This window comes from Methyloversatilis discipulorum (genome assembly GCF_018780585.1).
GTDB lineage: Bacteria > Pseudomonadota > Gammaproteobacteria > Burkholderiales > Rhodocyclaceae > Methyloversatilis > Methyloversatilis discipulorum_B.
Genome location: NZ_JADMJL010000078.1, coordinates 1 through 7,001, shown reverse-complemented (window position 1 = coordinate 7,001; position 7,001 = coordinate 1). Strand labels below are relative to the sequence as shown.

The following is a 7,001-nucleotide window of genomic DNA, read 5'->3' as shown; positions in this document are numbered from 1 at the left end:
CCGAGGTGCCCCTCGGGAGGTAAAGACAATACAAGGAGCGGCCTTGGCCGCGACAGGGCCGCCGCAGTCCGCCGGCTCTGATCCAGGCCGCTGTCGGGGTCAAGACCCCTCCCACAGAATCCGGACTTCGGTCTCAGATCGGGCGCGATCCCTGTAGGAGCGGCCTTGGCCGCGACGCGGCGGTTGCGGGCCGCCGGCTCGGATACTCGCCGCAATCGCGAGCAAGCGCGCTCCACAAAGCCCCAAGTCACCCGGCTCGGTCGGCCACTCGTGACGCGCTGCGCAGGCCTTCGCGCCCCGCCCGCCCCATCATGCGCGGCTGTCGACTATCGCACTGCCCCATGTCCGCCCAATTCCCTCTCGATGCCTACCTCGCTCGCCTGGACTGGTCAGCCGCCGCCCGGCCGCTGGCCAACGCACCGACGCTCGATGCGCTGGTACTTGCGCACACCATGGCCATCCCCTTCGAGAACCTCGACCCGCTGCGGCGCAAGCCGGTCGCGGTGGACGCGGCAACCGTCACCGCGAAGCTGATCGATGCCCGCCGCGGCGGCTTCTGTTTCGAGCACGGCCGGCTGTTCGCCGACGCGCTGCGCGCGCTCGGCTACCCGGTGCGCGAACTGGCGGCGCGCGTCATGTGGATGCAGCCCGACGACGCGCTGACGCCGCAATCGCACATGCTGCTCGATGTCGACACGCCGGACGGCGCACGACTGGTCGACGTCGGCTTCGGTGGCCTCACGGTCACCGCTGGCCTGCGCTGGGAAGACGGGCTGGAGCAGCGCACGCCGCACGGCGCCTACCGCCTGCTGCTGCGCGACGACTACTGGTGGCTGCAGTCGCAGATCGCGGGCGAATGGAAGAACCTGTACCGCGTGCGCCGCATCGACATGCACGGTTGCGATTACGAGGCGTCGAGCTACTTCCTGTCCACCCACCCGCAGTCCATCTTCACTGGCAACCTGATGCTGGCGCGCGCCGGCGCCGATCGTCGCTGGACACTGTTCAACCGCGATCTGTCCGAGTACCGCGCCGACGGCAGCGTGGCACGCCGCACGCTGGCTGACGGCGACGCGCTGATCGCCACGGTGCAGGACCTGTTCGGCCTGCCCGTCGCCGACCAGCCCGACCTGCTCACCCGCCTGCGCGCACTGGCCACCGACTGAGCCGACGGCCTCCGCGCTCAGCCGTTCGACGTCCGGCTGCCGCCGCCCAGCCCGAAGGCGTGTGAAAACTGTTCGGCCGACAGCGCCTGCCCGAACAGATAGCCCTGCCCGTGCACGCAGCCCTCGCGGAACAGGCGTATGCGCTGCACATCGCGCTCTATCCCTTCGGCGATGCTGTCCAGTTCGAAACTGCGCGTGATGTCGAGTATGGCGCGCACGACCGAGGCATCGCGCTCCGATTCCAGCATGCCCTCGACGAAGGAACGGTCGATCTTGATCCGCGTCAGCGGGTAGCGCTTGAGCAGGCTCAGCGACGCGTAGCCGGTGCCGAAGTCATCGAAGGACACGCCGACGCCGAGCGCCCGCACGCGCTGCAGCGTGTCCAGCACCAGGTCGTCGTGATCGAGCACGATGTTCTCGGTCACTTCCAGTTCGAGCGCTTCCGGCGGCAGGCCGTGCTTGTCGAGTGTCGCCTGCACCTGCGCTGCCAGATCGCCGACGCGGAACTGGGCGCCGAACAGGTTCACGCCCATGCGGAAATCCGGCGCGCCGTTGCGGCGCCAGTACGCGGCCTGCGCGCAGGCCTCCTCCAGCACCCAGGCGCCGACCGTCGCCGCGAGGGGCCCACCTTCGAGCGCCGGCAGGAAAGCGGCCGGCGACAGCAGCCCGCGTTCCGGATGCAGCCAGCGTATCAATGCTTCGGCGCCGGTCAGCGCTCCGTCGTACAGCCTAACCTGCGGCTGATAGAACAGCAGGAACTCGCCGGCGTGCGCTGCACGGTGCAGTTCCATGCTGTACAGCCGACGCGCGACCGCTTCCATGCGCAGCGCCGGCTGGTAGGTGAAGCACTGCGCGCGGCCTATGCTCTTGGCCTTGAACAGCGCGAGATCGGCATTGCCTATCAGTTCCAGCGCCTCATCGGCCTGCTGCGGCGCCACAGAAATGCCGCAGCTGGCGGCGACGCGCACCTCGTGGCCGTCGGCGACGATGGGCATTTCGATCGCCTGCAGTACGACGTGGGCCACCACCGCAGCGCTTTCCGGGTCGCCGGTGCCGGCCAGCAGCAGCGCGAATTCGTCGCCGCCAATACGCGCCGCGAAGCCCTGCATGCCGGCTACCGCCTCAAGCCGGCGGCCGACTTCCTGCAGGATGTTGTCGCCGATTGCGTGGCCCAGCGTGTCGTTCACGTCCTTGAAGCCGTCGAGGTCGATCATGACGACGGCTGCGGGCATCGGTCGCGCCAGCGCATCCTCGACGCGGCGGAAGAAGCCGGCGCGGTTGGCCAGGCCGGTCAGGCCATCGGTGCTGGCCATGCGGCGCAGCGCGTTCTCCCGCTCGCGCCGTTCGGTGCAGTCCTGCAGGTGGGCGCTGAAAGTGACCCCGCCGGCCTCGCGGTGCATGAACAGCGTCAGCCCGAGCAGCAGTTCGACGCCGTCGCTGCGCAGTCCGATGATGTCCTTCGGCACGTCCAGCCCGTCGAGCGAGCCCTGCGCGACGGCACGGGCGAGCAGGTCGCGGAAGGCGGCCCGGTCGCGCTCGGGCAGCAGCGCGTCTACAGGTTCGCCCAGACCCTGCGTCGGCGTGCGACCGAGCAGCGCGGCAGCGGCGCTGTTGCAGCCGATGAGCTTCGCTGCCGCGTCGAAGGCGATCAGCGGGTTGGGTGCGTTCTTCGCGAAGTCGTCGAAAGCGGGGCGGCTGTGTTCGGGCGATACCTCGATGCGGCGCAGCTCCATGCGGTCGGCCGCCATCTTCGCCAGTTCGCGCAGCCGCTCGCGGTCGTCGTCGCTGAAATCGTCGTGCGGCCGGTTGTCGATCACGCACAGCGCGCCGAGTGCATGCCCGTCCGGCGACAGCAGCGGCACGCCGGCATAGAAGCGCAGTTGGGCACTGCCGGTGACCAGCGGATTGTCATGGAAGCGTTCGTCCAGGAGCGCATCGGGCACCACCATCACGTCGTGCTGGTTGATCGCATGCGCACAGAAGGACACGTCGCGCCGCATATCGACCGCCTCGTCGATGCCGGTGCTGGCAGCGAAGAACACGTGATCGCTGCCGATCAGGTTCACCGCGGCGACCGGCATGCCGAACATGCGTGCGGCGATGCGCACCACCGGATCGAGGCTGGGCAGCTGGCGCTCACTGTCGAGGCCGTAGGCAGCGAGCGCATCGAGCCGCTCGGGCTCGGTTGGAAAAATCGAGGGGCATTTCATCGAGACCTCCTGCAAGGTGCCGGGCCTGCAGCGCGTGACACGCATGCAGTACGAGCCTGGCATGGACGGCCCGTTGAGGGCGCCCTGCCTGATGCGATCACAGTGAATGGAAATTGTTTCATCGAATCCACCGGGCTCGTCGTGCTGAAATTGCCGATTACATATATGCCACGCGACATCGGGAAATCGTCACAGCTCCTCGGCGCGCGCATCTGTACCGCACAATCTGTACGTGCTGTGCCGGTCCGTCGGCGCATATCGCTGCAGTTTTCGACAAGACAGGCCGGCACCGGCGGCGGCAGACTGCGGTCTTTGTCCCGTCCGTACGCCCGTGTCAGCGCTGTTCGCCCCTGCCCTCTTCGTCCTCGTCTGGTCCACCGGTTTCATCGTCGCGCGGGCCATCGACGGCGTGGCCGACCCGGCACTTTTCCTGCTCGCCCGCTTCACGCTGACCACGCTCTTGTACACGGCCATCGCCGTCGCGCTGCGCGCAGCCTGGCCGGCGCGCGAGCAGTGGCCCAAGCACCTGCTGGCCGGTGCGTTGCTGCAGGGTGTGTACATGGGCGGCGGCTACTGGGCGGTGGCGCACGGGCTGTCGCCGGCGGTGATGGCGCTGCTCGCCACGCTGCAGCCGATGTTCACGGCGCTGATCGCGCAGCGCCTGTTCGCTGAGCCGCTGGGCCGCCACTTCTGGGGCGGTCTGCTGGCCGGTGCGCTGGGGGTCGTACTGGTGCTGGCGCCGCGGCTGGCCAGCGTCGGCCCGGAGGCGCTGTCGCCGCTGGTTGTCGGCGTGGCGCTGGTGGCGGTGGCCGGCATCACCGCTGGCACGCTGGTGCAGAAGAGCTCCATCGCCGCCGCCGACCTGTTCAGTTCGAGCGCCATCCAGAATGCCGGCGGTGCGCTGGTCTGCCTGGTCATTGCGCTGGCGCTCGGCGAGTCGCTGTGGGTGCCCGGCCCGGCGCTGTGGGCGGCACTCGCCTGGGCGGTGCTTGGCCTGTCGGCCATCGGCAGCACCTTGCTGGTCTGGATGGTGCGCCGCGGTTCGGCGGCGAAGGTGAGCGTGCTGGTGCTGCTGGCGCCGCCGTTGGCCGCGGCGCAGGCGGCGCTGCTGTTCGGCGAGCGGCTGGCACCGCTGCAGATGGCCGGCTTCGCGCTGGCGCTGGGCGGCGTGCTACTGTGCCGGCGTCGCTGAAAGTCATGTCATGCACGCTGCCGATCCCAACGTCGATACCCGCTGCTACGCGGCCGAACCGGCCGGGCACGCACACGACTTCCATCAGGTCGTGCTGGGTGGCGACGGCGGTACCGAACTGGAACTGGACGGCCATCTGCACCGGGTCGACGCCGGTGCCGGGTTGGTGATTCCGGCCGGCACCCGGCACGACTACCGTGGTCTCGACGCCAGTAACCGTCAGCTGGTGGTCGATCTGCCGGCAGCCTCCGTCGCGTTACCGGCGTCGCTGTTCCGCCGTCCGCGCGCCTTCGTCATCGACGCCGCGCTGCGCCGGCGCGTGCAGCCGCTGCTCGGGCTGGCCGGTGAGCGCGTGTCGCGGCCGCGTCACTGGCTGCTGGCCACCCGCTTTGCCGACGATCTGGCGCAGCGCCTGCACGCCGCACCGGCCGACGACGACGCGCGCCGTTTCCCGGTTGCCCGCATCGACGTCTGGCTGCGCCGCCACGCCGGCGACGTACCGCCGCTGAATGAACTGGCGGCTCGCTTCGGCTATGGTCCGCGCCGCTTCCACGACCTCTTCGTCGATGCCTTCGGCGAGCCGCCGCACCGCTACCTGATCCGCCTCCGCCTGGACGCCGCGCTCGCGCTGCTCGATGACGACACGCGCTCGCTCGGCGACATCGCGCTCGACACCGGTTTCGCCGACCAGAGCGCCTTCACCCGCCGCTTCACGCAGCGTTTCGGCCTGCCGCCCGGACACTGGCGGCGCGCCGCCGGCGCTACGATGCGTCGCTGACGACACCTGCCCGCTGCCGCGATGACCGACCTGCCCAAGCCTGCCGACACCGACGCCCTGCTCGCCCGTGCTCACATCGAGGGCGTGGATGAGGCGACCTGGCTGGACGTGATCCAGCGCATGGACGAGGTGTATTCGCAGCTGGTCAGCGACGAAATCGCGCTCGAGCAGAAGAACGTCGAACTGGAACAGTCGCAGCAGTTCATCTTCAGCGTCATGTCGGCGATGTCGGACGTGCTGCTGGTGTGCAACGAGCGCGGCGAGATCGAGGAAACCAACGCCGCGCTGTGCGAGCTGGTCGGCCGGAGCGATGACGAACTGCGCGGCACGCCGGTGTTCGCACTGCTGGCCGACGACGACAGCCGCGCCCGCATGCGCGGCGTGCTCGACGACGCCAATCCGTCGCGTCGCGGTCAGGCGGTCGAGCTAAATCTGCGTGACGCCGAAGGCAGCCCGGTGCCGGTCGACACCAATCTGACGCCGCGCTTCACGCGCACCGGCCGGCGCGCCGGCACCGTGTTCGTCGGCCGGCCGACCGCCGAGCTGAAACGCGCCTACCACGAGCTGCGCGAGGCGCACGAAGCGCTGAAGCTGGCGCAGCAGCAGCTGCTGCACTCGGAAAAGATGGCCTCGCTCGGCCGCCTGGTCGCCGGCGTCGCGCACGAACTGAACAACCCGATCAGCTTCGTGCTCGGCAATGTGCACGCGCTGAAGAAATACAGCGAACGCATGGGCCGCTACATAGACGCGGTGCATGCGGGCGCTTCCGACGAGGAGCTGGGCGAACTGCGCACCAAGCTGCGCATCGAGCATCTGCTGAAGGATCTGCCCTCGCTGATCGAAGGCACGATGGAAGGTGCGCAACGCACGGCCGACATCGTGAACGGCCTGAAGCGTTTTTCCGCCGTGGACCCGGAAGGGCGCACCGCGGTCGACCTGAATACCGTGATCGAGCGCGCCATCCACTGGATACGCAAGGGCACCACCGCGGCGGTCGACATGCACTGGGAAGCCGGTGCGCCCTGCGTCGTCATGGGCAGCGCCGGCCAGCTGCAGCAGGTGGTGATGAACCTGCTGCAGAACGCCTGCGACGCCGCCGGCGCCGACGGCCGGGTCGCCGAACTGACCGTCGGCTGCAGCACGAGCGACGACCGTGTGCGCATGACCCTGCGCGACAACGGACCCGGCATTCCCGACGAATACCTGTCCCGCATCTTCGAGCCCTTCTTCACCACCAAACCGGTCGGCAAGGGCACCGGCCTCGGCCTGTCCATCAGCTACGGCATCGTCGAACAGCACGGCGGCACGCTGGTCGCCCGCAACCGCCCCGACGGCGGCGCCGAATTCGTGCTCGAACTGCCGGCGGCGGCCGCCCTGACCTGACCGCGCGTGCGTCGCCGTCGGAGGGGCTTCCGACCCTGACAGGGCGTGTGATCAAGCACCGTCTCTCGCTCAGGCGCCGCGGTCGCGGTCGGAAGACCGCTCCCACAGGGGGCGTGCGCTCGACCTGCGGCCCGAGCCTGGACCAGATTCTGTGGGAGGGGTCCTCTGACCCCGACAGGGCCTGTGGTCAAGCACTGCCTCTCGCTCAGGCGCCGCGGTCGCGGTCAGAAGACCGCTCCTTGTATTGTCTTTACCTCCCGAGGGGCACCTCG

5 protein-coding genes are annotated in these 7,001 nt (G+C 69.2%); 4 read left to right on the top strand and 1 reads right to left on the bottom strand.

Features of this window, described 5'->3' with window-relative positions; all coding sequences use genetic code 11:
* Window positions 1–341: 341 nt before the first annotated feature.
* Window positions 342–1,166: an arylamine N-acetyltransferase family protein gene (locus IV112_RS21280; protein WP_304007125.1), complete on the top strand. Its 825-nt coding sequence runs from the start codon at window positions 342–344 to the stop codon at window positions 1,164–1,166.
* A gap of 17 nt (window positions 1,167–1,183) precedes the next feature.
* Here the strand turns inward: IV112_RS21280 and IV112_RS21275 are convergent, their stop codons facing one another.
* Window positions 1,184–3,376 carry a putative bifunctional diguanylate cyclase/phosphodiesterase gene (locus tag IV112_RS21275; protein ID WP_304007123.1) on the bottom strand — a complete coding sequence of 731 codons (2,193 nt, stop codon included), beginning with the start codon at window positions 3,374–3,376 and terminating at the stop codon, window positions 1,184–1,186.
* Between the two features lie 331 nt (window positions 3,377–3,707).
* On the opposite strand from IV112_RS21275, the gene IV112_RS21270 reads away from it, so the two are divergent.
* Genes IV112_RS21270 through IV112_RS21260 form a run of 3 tightly spaced genes read left to right on the top strand, consistent with a single transcriptional unit; the run spans window position 3,708 to window position 6,729 of the window.
* Window positions 3,708–4,568: a DMT family transporter gene (locus tag IV112_RS21270; protein WP_304007121.1), complete on the top strand. Its 861-nt coding sequence runs from the start codon at window positions 3,708–3,710 to the stop codon at window positions 4,566–4,568.
* Between the two features lie 10 nt (window positions 4,569–4,578).
* Complete coding sequence (locus IV112_RS21265) at window positions 4,579–5,346, top strand: helix-turn-helix transcriptional regulator (protein WP_304007119.1); 768 nt, start codon at window positions 4,579–4,581, stop codon at window positions 5,344–5,346.
* 21 nt (window positions 5,347–5,367) lie between these two features.
* Window positions 5,368–6,729: a sensor histidine kinase gene (locus tag IV112_RS21260; RefSeq protein ID WP_304007118.1), complete on the top strand. Its 1,362-nt coding sequence runs from the start codon at window positions 5,368–5,370 to the stop codon at window positions 6,727–6,729.
* Window positions 6,730–7,001 lie beyond the last annotated feature (272 nt).

What these genes read in the sequence shown, in the direction of transcription:
- IV112_RS21275 (WP_304007123.1), bottom strand. Translation starts at nt 3,376, where the DNA reads ATGAAATGCCCCTCGATTTTTCCAACCGAGCCCGAGCGGCTCGATGCG.
- IV112_RS21280 (WP_304007125.1), top strand. Translation starts at nt 342, where the DNA reads ATGTCCGCCCAATTCCCTCTCGATGCCTACCTCGCTCGCCTGGACTGG.
- IV112_RS21265 (WP_304007119.1), top strand. Translation starts at nt 4,579, where the DNA reads ATGCACGCTGCCGATCCCAACGTCGATACCCGCTGCTACGCGGCCGAA.
- IV112_RS21260 (WP_304007118.1), top strand. Translation starts at nt 5,368, where the DNA reads ATGACCGACCTGCCCAAGCCTGCCGACACCGACGCCCTGCTCGCCCGT.